This is a genomic window from Janthinobacterium silvisoli (assembly GCF_014200725.1).
GTDB lineage: Bacteria > Pseudomonadota > Gammaproteobacteria > Burkholderiales > Burkholderiaceae_D > Janthinobacterium.
Window position 1 is genome coordinate 599,590 of record NZ_JACHCL010000001.1, and the last position, 17,834, is coordinate 617,423.

17 protein-coding genes are annotated in these 17,834 nt (G+C 60.0%); 1 reads left to right on the forward strand and 16 read right to left on the reverse strand.

The window, feature by feature from the left end; translation table 11 throughout:
- Nucleotides 1-38 precede the first annotated feature (38 nt).
- The 10 genes from HDE75_RS02610 to HDE75_RS02655 form a co-directional block, all read right to left on the reverse strand.
- Nucleotides 39-440, reverse strand: coding sequence for a DUF1801 domain-containing protein (locus tag HDE75_RS02610; RefSeq protein WP_183676356.1), 402 nt, complete (start codon nucleotides 438-440; stop codon nucleotides 39-41).
- Between the two features lie 64 nt (nucleotides 441-504).
- Nucleotides 505-870 carry a hypothetical protein gene (locus HDE75_RS02615; protein ID WP_183676355.1) on the reverse strand — a complete coding sequence of 122 codons (366 nt, stop codon included), beginning with the start codon at nucleotides 868-870 and terminating at the stop codon, nucleotides 505-507.
- Between the two features lie 13 nt (nucleotides 871-883).
- On the reverse strand, nucleotides 884-1,996 hold the full coding sequence (locus HDE75_RS02620) for an RDD family protein (protein WP_183676354.1): 1,113 nt from the start codon (nucleotides 1,994-1,996) through the stop codon (nucleotides 884-886).
- A gap of 111 nt (nucleotides 1,997-2,107) precedes the next feature.
- On the reverse strand, nucleotides 2,108-3,316 hold the full coding sequence (locus HDE75_RS02625) for a multidrug effflux MFS transporter (RefSeq protein ID WP_260173605.1): 1,209 nt from the start codon (nucleotides 3,314-3,316) through the stop codon (nucleotides 2,108-2,110).
- Entirely contained in the window at nucleotides 3,313-3,951 is a 639-nt protein-coding gene (locus tag HDE75_RS02630; RefSeq protein ID WP_183676353.1) for a CerR family C-terminal domain-containing protein, read from the reverse strand. The genes HDE75_RS02625 and HDE75_RS02630 overlap by 4 nt, the downstream gene beginning before the upstream one ends.
- 112 nt (nucleotides 3,952-4,063) lie before the next feature.
- Nucleotides 4,064-4,519 carry a copper chaperone PCu(A)C gene (locus HDE75_RS02635; protein WP_183676352.1) on the reverse strand — a complete coding sequence of 152 codons (456 nt, stop codon included), beginning with the start codon at nucleotides 4,517-4,519 and terminating at the stop codon, nucleotides 4,064-4,066.
- 21 nt (nucleotides 4,520-4,540) lie between these two features.
- Nucleotides 4,541-5,137 carry an SCO family protein gene (locus HDE75_RS02640; protein ID WP_183676351.1) on the reverse strand — a complete coding sequence of 199 codons (597 nt, stop codon included), beginning with the start codon at nucleotides 5,135-5,137 and terminating at the stop codon, nucleotides 4,541-4,543.
- 74 nt (nucleotides 5,138-5,211) lie between these two features.
- Complete coding sequence (locus HDE75_RS02645) at nucleotides 5,212-5,610, reverse strand: DUF2946 domain-containing protein (RefSeq protein ID WP_183676350.1); 399 nt, start codon at nucleotides 5,608-5,610, stop codon at nucleotides 5,212-5,214.
- A 19-nt stretch (nucleotides 5,611-5,629) separates the two neighbouring features.
- The gene (locus tag HDE75_RS02650; protein WP_183676349.1) at nucleotides 5,630-6,229 is read right to left on the reverse strand and encodes a hypothetical protein; all 600 of its coding nucleotides are present in this window, start codon (nucleotides 6,227-6,229) and stop codon (nucleotides 5,630-5,632) included.
- 61 nt (nucleotides 6,230-6,290) lie between these two features.
- Entirely contained in the window at nucleotides 6,291-7,004 is a 714-nt protein-coding gene (locus HDE75_RS02655) for a Crp/Fnr family transcriptional regulator (RefSeq protein ID WP_260173607.1), read from the reverse strand.
- Between the two features lie 129 nt (nucleotides 7,005-7,133).
- Between HDE75_RS02655 and HDE75_RS02660 the strand changes: the two genes are divergently transcribed.
- On the forward strand, nucleotides 7,134-8,768 hold the full coding sequence (locus HDE75_RS02660) for an acyl-CoA synthetase (protein ID WP_183676348.1): 1,635 nt from the start codon (nucleotides 7,134-7,136) through the stop codon (nucleotides 8,766-8,768).
- A 13-nt stretch (nucleotides 8,769-8,781) separates the two neighbouring features.
- Here the strand turns inward: HDE75_RS02660 and HDE75_RS02665 are convergent, their stop codons facing one another.
- The 6 genes from HDE75_RS02665 to HDE75_RS02690 all read right to left on the reverse strand — a co-directional run bounded on the left by HDE75_RS02665 (nucleotide 8,782) and on the right by HDE75_RS02690 (nucleotide 17,738).
- Complete coding sequence (locus HDE75_RS02665; RefSeq protein WP_183676347.1) at nucleotides 8,782-10,194, reverse strand: MFS transporter; 1,413 nt, start codon at nucleotides 10,192-10,194, stop codon at nucleotides 8,782-8,784.
- 191 nt (nucleotides 10,195-10,385) lie between these two features.
- On the reverse strand, nucleotides 10,386-11,114 hold the full coding sequence (locus tag HDE75_RS02670) for a ribonuclease T2 family protein (protein ID WP_183676346.1): 729 nt from the start codon (nucleotides 11,112-11,114) through the stop codon (nucleotides 10,386-10,388).
- Nucleotides 11,115-11,183: 69 nt separating this feature from the next.
- Nucleotides 11,184-12,284, reverse strand: coding sequence for a branched-chain amino acid aminotransferase (locus HDE75_RS02675; protein WP_183676345.1), 1,101 nt, complete (start codon nucleotides 12,282-12,284; stop codon nucleotides 11,184-11,186).
- 42 nt (nucleotides 12,285-12,326) lie between these two features.
- Nucleotides 12,327-12,845, reverse strand: a complete 519-nt coding sequence (locus HDE75_RS02680) for a Fur family transcriptional regulator (protein ID WP_183676344.1) — start codon at nucleotides 12,843-12,845, stop codon at nucleotides 12,327-12,329.
- Nucleotides 12,846-12,912: 67 nt separating this feature from the next.
- Nucleotides 12,913-15,258 carry a TonB-dependent receptor gene (locus HDE75_RS02685; RefSeq protein WP_183676343.1) on the reverse strand — a complete coding sequence of 782 codons (2,346 nt, stop codon included), beginning with the start codon at nucleotides 15,256-15,258 and terminating at the stop codon, nucleotides 12,913-12,915.
- 95 nt (nucleotides 15,259-15,353) lie between these two features.
- Nucleotides 15,354-17,738, reverse strand: a complete 2,385-nt coding sequence (locus HDE75_RS02690; RefSeq protein WP_221291743.1) for a TonB-dependent siderophore receptor — start codon at nucleotides 17,736-17,738, stop codon at nucleotides 15,354-15,356.
- Nucleotides 17,739-17,834: the final 96 nt, after the last annotated feature.

The window sequence follows — 17,834 nt, forward strand, 5'->3', positions numbered from 1 at the left end:
CGCGTGGCAAGCTGGTGCTTACCGCACAGCAATAAAAGCTATTTGGACTTTTTTTTCGACGCCGTGTTCAGCGCGACGGCGGCACATATCAGCGCGGCCAAGGCGGCCTCATCAACGATGTCGCCTTCATGAAAATCGATGGCGCGCCGGGTGTTGCCGTCCAGGCTGGCATTGAACAGGCCAGTAGGGTCAGCCAGCGCAGCACCCTTGGCAAAGGTCATTTTTACGGCGCGCTGGTAGGTTTCGCCCGTGCAAATGATGCCCGCATGCGACCACACGGGCACGCCGCGCCACTTTACCTCTTCCAGCACATCGGGGTCGGCCTGATGGATCACCTGGCGGATGGCCGCCAGGATCTGTCCGCGCCAGTCATCCAGTTCACGGATTTTCGCGTCGATCAGCCGCGACGGCGTCTCGCCACCGTTCTGCGTGCTTGTCATGGCTCCCCCTTCCCGGTCAAAGTGTCCAACGATTGTACCGCCCTTGCACAGCGTTTCAACGAGGTTACGCACGATACTGCGCAGCCATGCGCCAGGTACAGACTACAAAAATCAAAAAGCAGACTTGCGCCAGAAACGGGGCCAGGTCGATGCCGTACTGCCGTGCCACCCAGGAATTGATAGCGACATCGACGACAATAATAGCCAGCGTCAACACCACGCCTCCCCTCGGCCACACAAACAGCAGCACGATGGCCAGCGGGTCGATCAAGGTCAATGCCGTCCAGAAAATGGTCACACACTGAGGCAAGCCACCATAGTCCCATCCCCAGTCATACTCGGCAACGATCAGCACATGGTTGTAAGTCGCGCCGAGCAGGCACAGGGCATACAGTATGCGCAGCCACAATGAGCGAGAAGGCAGTGTCATGATGATGTGATTTTCATGGCTGTACTGTGGCCGGCAAGGCCTGCCATTCTGCAGGCGTATGCGCGTAGTTGGTGATATTCCAGCGTGAAGCGATACCAATGTTATAGCCAGACCTCAGACTGACGATAATCACTGGCTGGTGGCTCGCTTCGGGATAGTTGTTCAGTACCGTCTGTACCACGCCTTGCGCAAATCCTTGAGGGTCCTGCAACGATGCGTCGACAATCGCGTTAATCGATAAGTACTTCCTCGTCTCATTTCCTGCGTAGCTAGTCATGAGAGCAATACTTGCTCCCTGGATACTCGGCAGCTCCTGGAGCTTCTCAAGCGCGGAGACCAGGGGGCCAAGTTCCGTTTTGAATACCAGCTGCCTCGATACCAGTGCAATACCGGCAAACACGATGACTGCCGCAGCGATGAAAGCGGCATGGCCACGCCAGATCGATGTCTGAGGCAAACGAAGCTTGCCGGAACCGGCCCTGACGACAAAGGCGCCAACGGCCAGATCATGGGTGGATTGCCGCGTCCTGCGATTAAACATCAGCAAGTAAAAGATACTGAAGATCAGACCGAACATCAGCACCAGCAAGCCCATGTTAAGCCATTCCCATTCCTTGTTCGGGCCAAGATTGATGACGACCCCATTCAGGAAGAACACCAGGCAAAAAATGGCAGCGCGGAGACATGCTGCCGCGATCCCCAGCATTCCACCAGTAGCGGACACCACCTTCAATCCCGTAATCCGCATACCTGGCGACTGTCCACCGCCCAGGCTGCTTTGTGTCACGCCAAAATAAACCAGCGTAATAAACACGCCAACAAACACTCCCCAGGGCCCCAGCGCGGAAAACTGCTGGTACAAAACAAGGCCCGCAGCCTGGCCGATCAGGAATAGGAGAATGCCATCGATCAGGCAAGCACCTATCCTGCGCCACAGACCTGCGATCACCACATCGGGAGCATCGTCGGCAACAGGCTCGGTTTTGGCCTGTGCCGGAGATAATGCCAGGCTGGCCAGCCGTGCTTCGATTTCCTGCACGCGCTCAGGGAAACGGGCCGCGTCGATGCGGCCCAATATTTGCCGCAATTGCTGTTCTGTATGCTGGCTATAGTCTGGTGCGTCCATTTATTCCCCATGTTAAGCGCGTTGGCCGAGCACAAGACAATCTTGCCCTATGTGCAACTAGCTAGTATATGAGGAAACAACGAAGCATGTCTATTAGCAATTTCCCTTGCCCTATGCCACTGTCGCCGCCTTTCCTGCACTGCGCGCCGTGTTCTTCTGGCTGGCCAGCCACCAGAAAAACGAGGCCAGCAGCACGGCCGACATCTGGCCCAGCGCCAGCTTGATGCTGCTGTCAAACAGCAAGGGGGCGATGAAACCGGACACCAGCGCAAACAGCAGCATTTGCACAAAGTTTTGTAACGATGCCGCCAGGCCGCGCATCTGCGGGAAGATATCCAGGGTGGAAATCGTCATGCCCGGCAAGGCCAGCGACATGCCGAACGCGTACGTCATGATGGGGATGATGGCCCACGGTATGCTGGGCACAAACCAGTGGTTGTAGCCAATATTGCAGAGAGCCGTGGCCGCCATGATCAGCAAGCCCCGGCGCACCAGTTGCGGCATCGGCACCGTATGCGCCAGCTTGCCATTCAAGGCCGAGCCTGCCACCAGGCCACCGACCATGGGCACGAACATCCAGCCAAACGCCGTTTCAGGCAAGTGCAGCAATTCCATGACGAAATGCGGCGCCGAAGCGATATACAGGGCAAAACCGCCATAGGCACAAGCCACCGCCAGCGAACGCAGCTGGAAACCCCGGTGACGCAGCGCCTGCCAGTAGTTGGCGGCAATGGTACTTGGATGAAATGGCTGTCGTTGCGCGAGGGGCAGGCTTTCCGGCAAGCCACGCCAACTGATCAGCAATAGCAGCACGGTAGCAATAAAGGTGAATACAAACGTCGATTGCCAGCCATAGGCCACATGCAGCCAGCCACCAATGATGGGCGCGACGGCAGGCGCAATGCCGAACACCATCATGATATTGGCCAGCATCTTTTGCGCGGCAGCGCCCGTCAGGGTATCGCGCACGATGGCTTGCCCGATCACCCTGCCCGCGCCCACCGACGCGCCTTGCACGCCCCGGAAAAACAGCAGCCAGCCAAAGCTGGGAGCGAATGCGGCGCCGATCGAGCCCGCGGCAAACACAAACATGGAATACAGGATCACGGGACGGCGCCCGAAGGAATCGGACAAGGTGCCATAAAACAGGGTCATGAAAGCGTACGCTGCCAGATACACGCTCAGGGTCTGCTGCACCAGCAGGTAGCTGACATTGAAATGCGTGGAAATGGCGTGGAATGAGGGTAAAAAGGTGTCGGTGGCAAAAGGCCCCAGCATGGCCAGGCCGGCCAGCATAATGGTCAGGGTCCAGGCTTTCATGCTGACTCCCCTGCGCACAGATTGGCCAGCGCCGCCAGCGTAAAGCGGGAGATATGTGCGGCGATGGCGGCGATGCCCGCCTCGTCATAGCGCAGTTCCGGCGCCACCAGATCGTGCACGGTACGCGAACGTGCATAAAACACCACCTGGCCGATGACGCTGAAGACGCATTTTTGCACCACGTCATCGGGCCAGGATGGTCCCACCACACCGCGTATCAGCCGCGTGAATTGCGCGTGCTGCGGCAATACATGGCGCTCAGCCAGGCGGTGGATGGCAGCCGTCGGCTCGATCAGCTCGCGCGCCACCAGGCGCACGAACAGGGACGACGGTCCAGAACGCAGCATGGTGCAGACCAGTTCTTCGATCGCCAGGCGCAATTGCTCGGCCGGCGGCAAAGATGTGATAGCAGCATCGCTAGCGGAGACATGGGCCAACTCCCTGGCGTAGTCAAACGCGGCCAGGTGCAGCTCTTCCTTGCTTTTAAAGTAATAATTGACCATCGCCACATTCACTTGGGCAGCCTCACAAATCTTGCGCACCGACGTCGCCTTGTAGCCATGCTCGACAAACATCTCGACAGCCGTTTGCAGGATGCGCAAACGGGCCGGTTCCTGCGTATTTTCCTCAGTCATTCCAGTGCCATTGTTTAAACAGATGTTTAATTATATCAAACAGGCGTTTAATTTTCTTGCGGACGTAAAAAATCCCGGCGAACCGGGATCTGGCAATGCACCGTTTCAGCGATCAGTGCGACATCGCCGCGCTGCCCAGCGGACGGGCTACGGCCGTCACCTCGATGGTTTCGCGGTGCTTGTCCTCGCCTTCCACCACCAGGGTCAGCGGAATCTTGTCACCTGCCTTGACCTGGTTTTTCAATTCCAGCAGCATCACATGGTAGCCGCCTGGTTGCAGTTCCACTGCCTTGCCGGCAGGCAGCGGCACTTCCTTGACCTGGCGCATGCGCATCATATTGTCGACCGTGCTCATTTCATGGATTTCCGCTACGCCCGCGACAGTGGAACGCACTTCCAGCAAGCGCATGTTTTTCGGCGCCGTGATTTGCATGAAGGCGCCCGTGGCTTTTTGCTGCGGCACGGTGGCGCGCACCCACGCGTCCGTCACTTTCACGGTGTTTTGCGCGATGGCGGAAAAAGACAGCACGGTCAGGGCCGTTGCCAGCAGGGTTTTCAGATGGGTCATGATTGTTTCCTTTATATCTGTTTATAAGGTGTATTTCGATTTCATCAAGGTCTTGATGTCTTGCACGCACTCGTCACCGGTCAGTGTGTGCTTGAGGCCCAGGCGCATGCGGCCTTCCGGGTCGATCACATAGCTGATCGCCGTGTGGTCCATGGTGTAGGAACTGCCGCTCGGCACGCGGCGGTAAAACACCTTGTAGTTGAACGCCGTCTGGGCCGTGTTTTGCGGATCCGTGCGCAGGCCCAGGAAGCTGGGGTCGAAGGCGCGCATATATTCACCCAGCAAGGCTGGCGTGTCGCGTTCGGGGTCGATGCTGATGAAAATGACTTGCAGCTTGTCAGCGTCAAGCCCCAGCTTCTGGCGGATTTCCACGGCGCGCGACAAGGCCGTCGGACACACGTCCGGGCATTGCGTAAAGCCAAAGAAGACCATCACGTACTTGCCCTTGAAGTCGGCCAGGGTGTACACGCGGCCATCCGGGCCGCTGAGCTTGAAGTCCGGCTTGTAATCGCCACCGGTCAAATCGAGGCCGTTGTAATGGGGTTTGGGTTCTTGCTCGCAGGCGGCGAGCGTCAGCAATCCCGCCGTGCCGGCGAGAAGGAAAAGACGACGTTTCATGGTTTTAAAGCCCAATGGGCGTAATTAAACAAATGCGGAACGATGCCGCACGATGACGGCAACTTGAGCGGTACTCAGGAAAGTTGTGGCGGCCCGCGCGGCTGGGCGTCCATCCAGGCGAACTGGGGCTGGGGGGCCTGGTAAAACAGCGGCGGATAAAGATCGTGGCCCGTGACCAGGGACAACGGCGATGAGATAGGCGGCGGCAAGCCAAAGCTGCCCGCATGGCTCATGCAGAATGGGCAATGCTGGATATGGTGCAGCACGGAATCCGTGGTCGATTTCAGTTTGGGCGCCAGCTCCGCCTGCGTGTAGACAGTCCCGCTGGCCGAGCAGATCTCGATGGCGGCAGCGTTCATATTCACGTGCTGCGCAGCAACGGCATACGACAGGGTCGGCGACAGCACATTGAGCAGTATCGCCAGGCAGGCGAACCACCATTGCCAGCGCTTGCGCGCCGCCGTGCGTGTCATGAAATATCCCATGGCCCGATTATAACGCGGACTCCCGCCCGACGCCGTCCTGCCCGCGCAGGAACAGGGCTGGCCGCACGCCGGCCACATCGACGCAGGCATCGCAAAAAGCGGGAATCGAGGCAAAGCCGGAACCGGCCGCCACTTCGGCCAGCCCCCTTTCAGCCTCACCATCGGCTTGCGCGGCCGTATGCAAGGCATGCGCCAAACGCTGTTCGCGCACCAGGCTCAGCAATGCTTCGCCTTCGGCAAACAGGCGTGCCCGCGCCTTGTGCGGCGTTACTTGCCACAAGGCTGCCAAGCGGGCAGCCGTCCACTGGCCTTGCGGCGAATGGAAGATATGGCGTGCCAGCGCGCGGCTCCAGCGCTTGCCGCCATCAGCCGCCTCCGTGTCATCGTGTTCCAGCGCCAGGGTAAACACGGCCGGCTGGCCCCGGCCCGGCATCACGTCGCAGGCAAAACGCAAAAAGGCGGGCACGACAAAGCTTTCGCCGCTGCCCAGCTTTTTGGTGGCGATTTCATTGTGCAAGGTCACGTAGCCCTGCCGCACGCTCACGCGCAGCTTCAAGGGAAAACGCAGACCCAGCAAATACAAAGGATGATCGGAAACAAGCGCCATCGTGGTCAGTATAAAAAGTGCCAGGCATCAGCATGCCATGCTTGGCGCGGGTAGTCTGTCATCACAGCGACGCCACGCCATAACGGCGCAAGCCGTCCAGGTCCACAACGCGGATGGCCTGGTAGGCAATGCTGATCAAATTCAAATCGGCCAGGCGGCCCAGCGCCAGGTTGACGCGCTGGCGCGAAATACCAGTCAGCATGCCGATTTCTTCCTGCGACAGCTCAAGCACGTGCGAAGTGCGCGGATATAGCATCGGATGGAATAACTGCGCGATCGCCTGTGCCACTTGCGCATCGACGGCCAGCAGGCGCTGGTTCTGGATGGTGGCGATGAATTGCCCCATGCGCTCGTTGAGCTGGCGTATCACGAAGGCATTGAAGGACAGGCTTTCGGCCAGCAGGCGGTGGAACAGCTCGACAGGTACGAGGATCAGGCTCGATGCGCGCACGGCCACCACATCGTAGCGGCGCAATTCGCGCTTGATGACGCTGCCTTCGCCGAACCAGCCACCGGCCGGCACGCCGGAAAAAGTAGCGCCACGGCCTTCGGCGTCATACACGGCCAGCTTGATCAGGCCGGTGTGCACGCCGAACCAGTGCAAGGTCGGCTCGCCGCGCGGGGCAATGCAGGCGCCCGCTTCATAATGGCGCACGCTGGCGCCCTCGCGCAGCAACGCCTGGTGCGCAGGGTCCAGCGCCAGGAACCAGTCGTGCTCCAGCAGTGCCATACCCGTATCGCAGGGCAAGTCGCGGGGTAAATCTGTAACGTTCATTCCATCCTTGCATTGTTGCACTCAGTTGTCACCAGGATGACAGTGAAATATCACCACCGATGCTATGCTAACTTAAAAACATCACCCGGCAGGGTGCCACACCAGACAGAACATTAGCAGGAGACCGCCATGAGCACCGATTTCAACACTGGCCTGAGCAAAAACAGCGCCAATTACGCCGCCCTCACCCCGCTCGACTATATCGCCAGGGCCGCCGAAGTATATGGCAAGCGCCTGGCGATTGCCCATGGCGCGCTGCGCCAGGACTGGGCCAACACTTATGCCCGCACGCGCCGCCTGGCCTCAAGCCTGATCAAGCTGGGCATAGGCAAGGGCGACGTGGTGGCGACCATGCTGCCCAACACACCGGCCATGGTGGAAGCGAGCTTTGGCGTGCCGATGGCGGGCGCGGTGCTCAATGCCTTGAATATCCGGCTGGACCTGGCCTCGCTGGTGTTCATGTTGCGCCATGGCGAGGCCAAAGTCTTGCTGGCCGATACCGAGTTTGCCGAACTGGCGCGCCAGATGGCGGCGCAGATTCCAGGCTTGCGCGTGATCCAGGTCAATGATGTTCTAGGGCCGCAAGTCGATGCCTTTGCCGAACTCGACTACGAAAGCCTGCTGGCCAGCGGCGACCCCGACTACGCCTGGCAGCCGCCCGCCGATGAGTGGGAGGCGATCGCCCTGAACTACACCTCGGGCACCACCGGCGACCCGAAAGGCGTGGTCTACCACCACCGGGGCGCGGCCCTGAACGCGCTGTCGAATATCCTGGAATGGGACATGCCCAAGCACGCCGTCTATCTGTGGACCTTGCCCATGTTCCACTGCAACGGCTGGTGCTTCCCCTGGAGCATCGCCGCGCGCGCTGGCGTGAACGTGTGCCTGCGCAAGTTCGAACCGAAGCTGGTGTTCGACCTGATGCGCGAGCTGCACATCACCCACTATTGCGCGGCGCCCATCGTGCATGCAGCACTGGCCAATGCACCGGCCAACTGGCGCGAAGGCATCAACTGGACCGTGCGCGGCATGGTTGCGGGCGCCCCGCCACCGGCCGCCATGCTGGCCAAGATCGACGCCATGGGTTTTGATTTGATCCACTCCTATGGCTTGACGGAAGTGTATGGCCCGGCCGCCATCTGCGCCGAGCAGGATGAGTGGGCGGCACTGTCACAGGAAGAACGGGCCGTGCTGAAATCGCGCCAGGGCGTGCGCTACCACCTGCAAAGCGCGGTGGCCGTGCTCGATCCTGACACCATGCAGCCAGTGGCGGCCGACGGCGAGCAGATCGGAGAGATCATGTTCCGTGGCAATATCTGCATGAAGGGTTATCTGAAGAATGAAAAGGCGACGCAGGAAGCATTCGCCGGCGGCTGGTTCCACACGGGCGACCTGGGCGTCATGTATCCGGACGGTTATCTGAAACTGAAGGACCGCAGCAAGGACATCATCATCTCGGGCGGTGAAAACATTTCAAGCGTGGAAGTGGAAGATGCGCTCTATCACCACCCGCAAGTGCTGGCCGCCGCCGTGATCGCCCAGCCCGATGAGAAATGGGGTGAGACGCCATGCGCCTTCGTTGAATTACGCGAAGACGCCACCGTTACGGAAGCCGAGCTGATTGCCTTCTGCAAGAATAACCTGGCCGGCTTCAAGGTGCCGAAAGCAATTTATTTCGGCCCCCTGCCCCGCACCTCGACCGGCAAGATCCAGAAATTCGAACTGCGCAAACGCATGCAGTCCGGCAAGGCCATCGACGTCTGATCCTCGCCAGGAATCAGCCGGGCTTGCCAGGCAGGCCCGCTGGCTGCGCCACCACCAGGCGCGAAAAACTGGCGATGCTGGCCATGGCGGCGAAACCGGCCGCCAGACACAGCGCATAGGTAGTGCCGCGGGTGGCGGATACCGTGAAGCAATACGCTACCAGCGCGGCGCCGCTGGCCTGGCCGATCAGGCGCGAAGTGGCGACCACGCCGCTGGCGCCACCGCTGCGTTCCGGCGGCGCGGCACCCATGATGGCTTTCAGGTTCGGCGCCTGGAAGAAGCCAAAACCGACGCCGCACAACGCCATGCGCCAGCAGATATCGAACACGCTCGGATGGGCTGGTATCCAGATCAAGGTCAGCAAACCGGAAGCCAGGGCCGCCAGGCCGATGCCGCCCAGCACGCCCGGCGAATAGCGGTCGCTGAGGCGGCCAGCGACCGGCGCCATCACGGCCACCAGCACCGCCCACGGCGTCATCAAAAAGCCCGTTTCAACCGGCGAGCGGCCCAGGGTCACTTCAAAATAAAACGGCAGCGACACAAACGCCAGGCCTTGCGCGGCAAACGTGCAGATCGCCGTCAAAGAGGAAAGCAGGAATAGCGGACGGCGGAACAGGTCGATAGGAAACATTGGCGCCTGATGTCCGGCTTGCCGGCGCAGCAGCAAGACAAAGAAAATCACCACCGCCGCCACTTCCGGTAGCAAGGTGGAGAGCGATTCATGATGGGCAGCATCGCCGAACAGCAAGATCAACAAGCCGAAAGCGCCCACGTTGTACAGCGCCGTGCGCGCATCCAGGGTATGTCCGGAAAGCCGGGTGGCCGGCAAGAAGCGGCGGGCCAGGAAAAAGCCGATCACGCCCAGCGGCACGTTAATGGCGAACAGCCATGGCCATGAAGAAGTGGCCAGGATCAGCGAAGCGGCCGTGGGGCCGATGGCGAACGCGACGGCCACGATCAGCGAGTTATAGCCGAAGGCCCGGCCCAGCAAATGCTTGGGGTAGACGGCGCGCAACATCGCCGTATTGACGCCCATCACGGCACTGGCGCCTACCCCCTGAAAGAAACGCGCGACCACCAGCGATGGCAGCGACCAGGCCATGGCGCAAGCGAGCGAGGCGATGGTAAACAGGCACAGGCCGGCAATCGATACGCGGCGGTAACCGACGATTTCACCAAGCGCCGACAGCGGCAGCAAGGTTGCGACCATGGCAAGTTGATAAACATTGACGATCCAGACGGAGGCCGCTGGCGTGGCGTGCAGTTCGCTGGCGATGGCTGGCAATGCGGTATTGGCGATGGCCGTATCGAGGGACGCCATACCGACGCCGATGGCCAGTGCAAACATGGCCCAGATACGCGCATTGGGCGGCAAGCCCTCCTCACCAACCAAAGTGGGCTGCACTCTATTTTGCTGCTTGAACATTCTTCTATCCGATACGAAAGACCATGCCGCATCGCCAAAAAACCGCCGTTGACGGTGAGCATCTTATTGTTGTGTTACAGGCGCTAGAGTATCACGGATAGCACTCGCCTGCCGAGCAGGCAACCAAACAATGATTGGCAGATTGGCTGATCGGCAAGACTAAATATCAACAAATAAGCGCATTCATAACATTACTGCTTGCAATCGATGACCTTGAAGTCTTTTGAGTAGCAGATGCGCAATTCGCCCGAGTGTTTTTCATAGCCCAGCCAGCGGCCTTTCAGTTGCGGATTATGCTGTTTCATCCACTGGAATAACTGATTCTTGGGCAGGCTGGTGGCCGGCAATTTCAAGGCTTGATACAGCTCGCGCTCTTTTTCAAAATACTGCTTGGCCGTATCGAAATCGCAAGCGCCATGTTTTTCCCATTCGCCTTGCAGCAGGGCTTCACCTGGTTGCATGCACATATACGGCAGGATTTCCGCTGGAGACAATTTCGGCAAGTCACCCTTGCAATAGCGAGGATGCAATTCCGTCTTGCGCGGCGGCGTCACGGAAATATCTTCACAGGTGGCGGGATTATCGGATTGGGCCCACAAGCCATGCACGATCCAGCCGAAGTGATTACTTTCCGAACACTGGAAGGCGGCCTTCTTTGAAATTTCGCCGCGCCGGCGCTGGCTATCGCAAAAACCGGGTGACCAGGACAGCGCCAGCACGAAGGAATCGGTGGGCACATTCGTGCTTTTCTTGTAGCAGGTGTTTTTTTCGTCCGACGGTTTCACGTCGTAATCGTAATAACTGACATTGCGCGGTACGCTGCAGGTGGCGCCTTGCACGGCAGCATCGGGGGCGGCGGCAAAGACGGTGGCAGGCAAACTCAGCAAAGCGGCGGACAGGAGGGATAATAGCAGGCGCATGGGTTTTCCTCTCTAAAAATAAAAACGCCGGCAACACAGTGCCGGCGCAGTGACTCACATCATTTCACTTCAGCAAACCTTGTGCATCCAGCCGTGCTTGTCTTCGGCCGTACCGTGTTGCAGGCCCAGCAAGGCTTCGCGCAGCGCCAGGGTGACGGCGCCGTTTTCGTTATTGTTGATGGTCATTTCAAAGCCATTGGCCTTGGCCAGACCCACCGGCGTGATCACGGCAGCCGTGCCGCAGGCAAACACTTCGATCATGCGGCCCGAAGCGATGTCGTCGCGCCATTGCTGGACCGACAATTTACGCTCTTCGGTTGCATAACCGAGTTCGCGCGCCATTTCCAGCAGGCTGCGGCGGGTAATGCCTGGCAACAAGGTGCCCGTCAATTCCGGCGTGGCCACGGTGATCTTGTCGCCATCCTTGTAGACGAAGAACAAGTTCATGCCGCCCATTTCTTCGATGAACTCGCGGTGCACGGCGTCCAGCCAGACCACCTGGTCGCAGCCTTTTTCCTGCGCTTGCGCTTGCGCCATCAGGCTGGCCGCGTAGTTGCCTGCGCACTTGGCTTCACCGGTGCCGCCAGGCGCGGCGCGCACGAAGTCTTCGCTGATCCACACGGTAACCGGTTTCACGCCTTTCGGGAAATACGCGCCCGCAGGAGAAGCGAACAGCACGAACAGGTATTCATCCGATGGACGCACGCCCAGGTAAGGATCGGTGGCGATCATCAGCGGACGCATGTACAGGCTCTCGCCCGTGTTTTTCGGCACCCAGTTGCGGTCTTGCGAAATCAGCGCATCGCCTGCTTCCAGGAACAGTTCCACGGGAATTGCCGGCATGGCCAGGCGCGCGGCGCTGCGGTTGAAACGCTCGGCATTTTGTTCTGGACGGAAAGTCTTGATACTGCCATCAGGCTGGGCAAAGGCCTTGTAGCCTTCAAAGATGGCTTGACCGTAGTGCAGCGAGGAAGCGGATGGGTCCAGGCTCAGCGGGCCGTAGGCCTTCAGTTCGCCTTGCTGCCACTTGCCGTCGCGGTAAGGGATGACCACCATGTGGTCAGTGAACACGCGGCCAAAGGCCGGGTTGGTCATGCGCTCGGCGCGCTGGGCGTCGGATAAAGGATGAGCGGACGGAGTAACAACGATATTCGGTGTGGAAGTGGTCATGTCGGCTTGGTAACAAGTAAAGAGTGTCCCCTATTGTAGCGCCTAAAGCGGCGTACGAGCCAGCCTGTCGGCCCGGCGGTTTGCCCGCCCCTCCTGACTGCAATGGCTGCAGCACATTTGCATGGACACCACATTGCCGCCGGCCTGCATGCCATGCACCTGCGCCACCTGGCGCAACTGTTGCATCAGCGCCTCGTCCTGTACCAGCACCTTGCGTTCGCAGACGCGGCAAACAAAATAACAACTGCCCTCTTCCGCATGCTCGGGCCTGAGCCAGTAGCGCGCCTTGTTGCCGCTCGCACTATCTTCACGCTCACGCAGCAGCAAGGCCACCGCTTCCAGTTCCCTCAGCACGCGGTAGATCGTGCCCAGGCTGACGGCAATCCCGTTCTCCTGCAACTGCTGGTAAATATCTTCCGCATTCAGGCTGGTCTGCCCCCCACCACTCAACAATTGCAAGATGCAGATGCGGGCGCTGGTGGGACGCAGTTGCACGGCGCGCAAACGTTCAACGATGCGAACTTCGCCCTGGGCTGTGGTCGCCGGTATGGCCATCTGCATGGTGCTCTCCGTGATGCACCGCCCGTTTGACGGGGCGGTGCGTTTTTAGCATTAACTCATCAGCTAATCAAAACTTGATATTTGCCGTCAAGGTTGCCGTACGGCCCGGCGCCACACCGGCGTAATGCGGCGAGGAAACCTTGTCGAAGTACAGCTTGTCCGTCAGGTTCTGGATATTCAGCTGCAGAGTAACATTGCGGCTGAGCACATAGCTGGCCATGGCGTCGAAACGCGTGTAAGCCGGCGCGAACTTGTTATTGGCGACCGAAGCGTAGACCTTGTCGACATAGTTGATGCCGCCGCCGATAGTGATCGCTGGTGTCACCGTATAAGCCGTCCACAGCGAGGCGCTGTTTTTCGGAGTGGTCGGGAACTGGTTGCCGTTGTACGGCGATGGTGCATATTGCGTCACGCCATTGACCACACCGGTGCTGACAAAACCATTGTTTTCCACTACCGCGTTCAAATGCGTGTAACCGCCGAAGACCGACCATTCCTTGGTGAAGTTGCCGCTGATACCCAGCTCGACACCCTTGACTTGCTTGCTGCCTACGTTTTGCGTATTGCCGTCCGGCGCCGTGACACGCGCGTTATTCATATCGCTCTGGAAATACGCACCGCTGAGCGACAAGCGTCCGCCCGGCAACACTTCCCATTTCGTGCCCAGCTCAAAACTCTTGCTGTCTTGCGGCTGCAGGTTTTGCACGGCTGCCGACAAGCCATCGAGGCCATCGCCGCCATCATTGCCCGGTGGCGTGGAGGAAGTGCCATAGGAAATATACACACTGCTATTGGTCGACGGCTTGTACACCAGACCGGCTTGATAATTGGCAAACGTGGAATGCACATTCAGATTGCTGGCGGCGGTGGTGGTGTTATTCAGCGTGTATTGCGGCACATTCAGGGAACTCTTGTAGTCATCCCAGCGGATACCCACGTTCAGCAGCCATTGCGGGGTAAATTCGATGGTGTCGAAACCATAGACGGAACGCGTGTTGGTGACTACCGTCGTGCGTGCCGGCGACACCGTGCGCGTGTAGACCCATGGGTCATTGGCGTTCGGGTTGATCAACGGTGCGCAGTTGTACAGGGTGGTGGCGCCCGAAGTCGGACAGGTAAAGGTCTTGGTCAGCGGATTATTCGTGCCTGGCGTAAAGATGTACGAGCTGCGGTTGGTTTCTTCGCGGCTCAGTTCCAGGCCCAGGGTATAGGTATGCTTGAAGCCACCGGCCAGGAATTCGCCGCCCAGACTGGTCGCATTGGCCACGGCCGAGGTATCCGTCACGCGCGTGTTGGCGCGGCGCCAGACGGTGCCGTACAACATGGTATTACCCTTGGAATCATCAGGCTGGGTCCACACGTAATCGTTGCCCGACTTGCCGTAGCGCGTGACGTTGCGCAAGACCAAGTTATTGCCAAAGTCGTGGCGCACGTCGATGGTGCCGATATCGGTCTTGGTGTCGCGGAAGTCGCGGTTCACCAGGCCATAAAAAGTGCTGCGCGGCACGTCGACGGGCGTGCCATTGCCATTCTTGGCCACGTTGGCGCCGGACGAGAATGGATTGTTGAATGGCAAGCCTGTATCGGGCAATTCGCTCGATTGCATATGGTAGTAGCTGAGCGTGGCTTGCGTGGCCGACTTCAAGCCAAATGTGATCGATGGCGCGATGCCCCAGCGGTCGCCATGGATAAAGTCGCGACCCGCCACGTGGGCGTCGTGAAACATCAGGTTCAGGCGCACGGCCACGTCATCGCTGATGACACGGTTCACGTCGGCCGTGGCGCGGCGGTACTTGGCATTGCCCAGGCCGACTGTGGCGTTGGTGAAATTTTCCGTTTTCGGGCTTTTGCTGATCAGGTTAATGCCACCGCCTGCCGACGAACGTCCACCGTAGGCCGAGTTCGGGCCTTTTATCACTTCGATTTGTTCCAGGTCAAAGATTTCACGCGATTGCGAACCCGTATCGCGGATGCCATCGATATAGGTATCGGTTTGCGCGTTGTAGCCACGAATAAACAGATTGTCGCCTACCGGATTGCCGCCCTCGCCAGCGCCGATGGTAATGCCCGGCACGGTGCGCAGCGCATCCGTCAGCGACACCGCGCCCGTTTGCGCGATGATTTCTGCAGGAATCACAGTCACTGATTTCGGCGTATCGAGCAGCGGCGCGGTCAGCTTGTCGTTGGCCGAGCGCACGGGCGCTTGCACCAGGCGTTCGGTGCTGGTAGTGGCCGTGACCTTGACTTCAGGCAACTGCGACGCCTTGTCCGCCGTTTGCGCATGCAGTGCCAGAGGCATGGCCAGGGTAGCAAAAGCGGCCAGGGCCGTACCGCCATGCAGGCGCGGTGCGGACGACGGCGTATGTTTGCGGCTCTGGATGGCGCCGGCCGGTGCACTGTTCTTCTGTTTCATCTCTTCTCTTTCAGTCGTTTGGATGGATGCAATCGGCTGGCTTGCCGCCCTGTGTGGAGAGGGGGCGGCTGGCTGGCTAAGTTGAGGTCAAAAATTTAAAAAAACCACGATGCCGACACGCGCAGAAAGCGCGGCGTGCCGGGGGCAATGTTGTCGTTGCTATGTGCCGAGGCGTAATACTGTTGGTTGAACAGGTTGTCCAGATTCAGCTGCAGCGCAAAGTGGGGGCTGGGCCGGTAATACAGGGCGCCATCGAGCCGGCCATAACCGGGCAGGCTGACCGTATTCGAGACGGCCGCGAATACGGGGCTGCGCACGATCAGCCCCAGAGCCGCCCCCCAGGCTGGCGTAAAGTCGTAACGGCTCCACAGCGACAGGCTGTGGCGCGGCACGTGGGCCACGCTGGCGCCAGCGACGGCGCCCGACGATTGGGTGGCCGTCAATACGGCTTGCTGCCAGGCATAACCACCGGCGATCTGCCAGGACGGCGTCAACTTGCCATGCAATTCCAGCTCCAGGCCCCGGCTGCGCTGGCCATCGACCAGCACGGAGCGCTGGCTGTCGGCCGGATCGATCACGGCGACATTGCTGCGTTCCAGTTGATACACGGCGGCGCTGGCAGATAAAGCCGGCGTCGCTTCCCACTTCGCCCCCACTTCCACGTTGCGGAAACGCTCGGGTTCGAACGCCTGGTTGTCTGGTGTCAGCGAGGCCAGCTGTTCACCGGCACGCGGCAAGAAAGCCTGGCTGAGGCTGGCATATAGCGAGACGGCCTCCATCGGTTTGTAGACCAGCGCGGCGCGCGGCGACCATGGGCTATCGCTGCGCTTGAGGCGTTCGCCCGTGCGGCGTTTCAAAAAATCCACCGTGAAACGCTCATGGCGTAAGCCCACGATGGCTTGCCAGTGCGGCGAAAAAGTCAGCTGGTCTTGCAGATAGACAGCAGCCGTGTCCGCCACGCCATGGTTATCGGCATCGCTGGCGCTGGGACGAAACGTGATCGGCAAATCAGTGACCGGGCGCGACGTGGGGAGGCTGATGCGGGTGACGTTGTCACCCAGGCTCAAAAAATAGCCGGTGTTACGCAGGTTGTCCGTGCGCTGGCGCCCCAGTTCCAGGCCCGCGCCCAGCTGGTGGCGCATCCCGCCGCCCTCCACTGCCCAACTCACATCCGTCTGGTTGAACAGGTTGCGCCGCACGGTAGCGCTGTTGTAGGCCAGCACGGTCACGCTGCTCCCATCGGCGCTGATGGCCGAGGGAAAGGCATTCTGGTAAAACTTGTCGTAATCGGCGTAGCGCGTGCGGTTGCGCAAGGTCGCGCCGTACCCCAGATCGTGTTCGACCAGGGCGCTGAAGGCATCGATGCGCACCCAGGATGGGCTGGCGCCCGCGTTGCCGAAAAAGGTGGATGGATCAGTGGCGAAAGGCCGGCCCCGATATGATGGCACGCCGCGGTCCGTCACCCGGTCGTCGCGAAAATGTTCATAGCCGATCGCCACGCGGGTCGCCGGCCCGGCGCGCCAGGCGAACGTGGGGTTGATGCCGGCCCGGCGCAGTTGCACGCCCTGGCGAAACGAGGCGCTGTCTTCGACCATGGCGTTGACGCGCACAGCCGCGTTCTCGCCCACGGTGGCTTGCGCGTCGACTGTCGCGCGGCGTGCTTGCCAGGCGCCCAGGCTGACGGTGGCGGACGCTGCATCGGTCCAGAGCGGCTGCTTGCTCACCCGGTTGATGATGCCGCCCGCGCCACCACGGCCAAAGATCATGGCGTTCGCTCCCTTGACGGCTTCGACGCTGTCGACGTTATAAAAGTCGCGGTAGTACTGCACGTCGTCGCGCATGCCGTCGATATAAAAATCGGAGGTGCTGCTATTGCCGCGAAAGATGGCCGTGTCGCGGTTGCCCTCGCCTGCCGCCGTGCCCACGCCCGGCATATAGCGCATGGCGTCGGCCATGCTTAACATGGCCTGGTCGCGTATCAGCTGGCCCGTGACGATGCTGACCGCTTGCGGCGTATTGATCAAAGCCTGCTCGCTGCGGTTGGCTGTGCTGGAGCTGAGGCGCCGATAAGCATCATCGGCAAGACCCGTCACTTTGACCGGCGCCAGGGTTTGCCACTGGCCGTCAACGGTAGCGACTGGGGGCGCCAGGCGCACAATATAACTGCCATCGGCCAGTTGCACCGCGATCAATCCCGTTCCGGCCAGCAATTGCTGCAAACCGGCGCTGATCGAGACGGTGGCGCGCAAGCCGCCACTGGTCTTGCCCTGCGTCAAACGCCCTTCCGCCGACAACAGTATTCCCGCCTGCCCCGCGAACTGGCGCAGCGCCTGGCCCAACGGCGCGGCAGCGACCTGGAAGTTGCGCGCAGTCTCGGCAGCAACTGCGATGACCGGCACGCCCAGCAGCATAGACGCCGCCAGGCACAAGGCCAGCGGGCGCAGATACCAGCGTGAAGGAAAAGCGAGGTTAAAGGGCACGACGGTTATCTATCCTGTTCGAATGGTCAGCAAGGTGTATCTCTCCTTGCCAAACGAGATTTCAAAAAGGGAACCGCAAACTGAAAATAAGTTGAA